Origin of the sequence: Oceanicola sp. 22II-s10i (genome assembly GCF_002210105.1) — a bacterium.
Taxonomy (GTDB): Bacteria; Pseudomonadota; Alphaproteobacteria; order Rhodobacterales; family Rhodobacteraceae; genus Pseudooceanicola.
Map to the genome: position 1 here is coordinate 1 of NZ_AQQU01000037.1, position 1145 is coordinate 1145.

The following is a 1145-nucleotide window of genomic DNA, read 5'->3' on the forward strand; positions in this document are numbered from 1 at the left end:
ATGGCAAAGGAAAAGTTTGCGCGGAACAAACCGCACTGCAACATCGGCACGATCGGTCACGTTGACCACGGCAAGACGACGCTGACGGCGGCGATCACGAAGTATTTCGGTGAGTTCCGGGCCTACGACCAGATCGACGGCGCGCCGGAAGAGAAAGCGCGCGGGATCACGATCTCGACCGCGCACGTGGAATACGAGACCGAAGCGCGCCACTACGCGCACGTCGACTGCCCCGGCCACGCCGACTACGTGAAGAACATGATCACCGGTGCCGCCCAGATGGACGGCGCGATCCTGGTTGTGAACGCCGCTGACGGCCCGATGCCGCAGACGCGCGAGCACATCCTGCTGGGCCGCCAGGTGGGTATCCCCGCCATGGTCGTGTTCCTGAACAAGGTCGACCAGGTGGACGACGAGGAACTGCTCGAGCTGGTCGAGATGGAAGTGCGCGAACTGCTGTCCGCCTACGACTTCCCCGGCGACGATATTCCGATCATCGCAGGCTCGGCCCTGGCCGCGCTCGAAGGCCGTGACCCGGAAATCGGCGAGAACAAGATCCGCGAACTGATGGCCGCTGTCGACGAGTACATCCCGCAGCCGCCGCGCGCCACCGACCAGCCGTTCCTGATGCCGATCGAAGACGTGTTCTCGATCTCGGGCCGCGGCACCGTGGTGACCGGCCGTGTCGAGCGTGGCGTGGTGAACGTCGGCGACGAACTGGAAATCGTCGGCATCAAGGACACCCGCAAGACGACCTGCACCGGTGTCGAGATGTTCCGCAAGCTGCTGGACCGCGGGGAAGCGGGCGACAACATCGGCGCGCTGCTGCGCGGCGTGGACCGCGACGAAGTCGAGCGCGGCCAGGTTCTGTGCAAGCCGGGTTCGGTTCAGCCGCACACCCAGTTCGAAGCCGAAGCCTACATCCTGACCAAGGACGAAGGTGGCCGCCACACGCCGTTCTTCGCGAACTACCGCCCGCAGTTCTACTTCCGCACGACGGACGTGACCGGGACCGTGAAGCTGCCGGAAGGCACCGAGATGGTGATGCCGGGCGACAACCTGAAGTTCGAAGTCGAGCTGATCGCCCCGATCGCGATGGAAGAGAAGCTGCGCTTCGCCATCCGTGAAGGCGGCCGGACCGTCGG

Annotated in this window: 1 protein-coding gene; it reads left to right on the forward strand. The window is 64.9% G+C overall.

Annotated elements, in window-relative coordinates; all coding sequences use genetic code 11:
• On the forward strand, positions 1-1145 hold a 1145-nt coding region (gene tuf / locus ATO6_RS24710), incomplete at both ends, for an elongation factor Tu (RefSeq protein WP_088626568.1).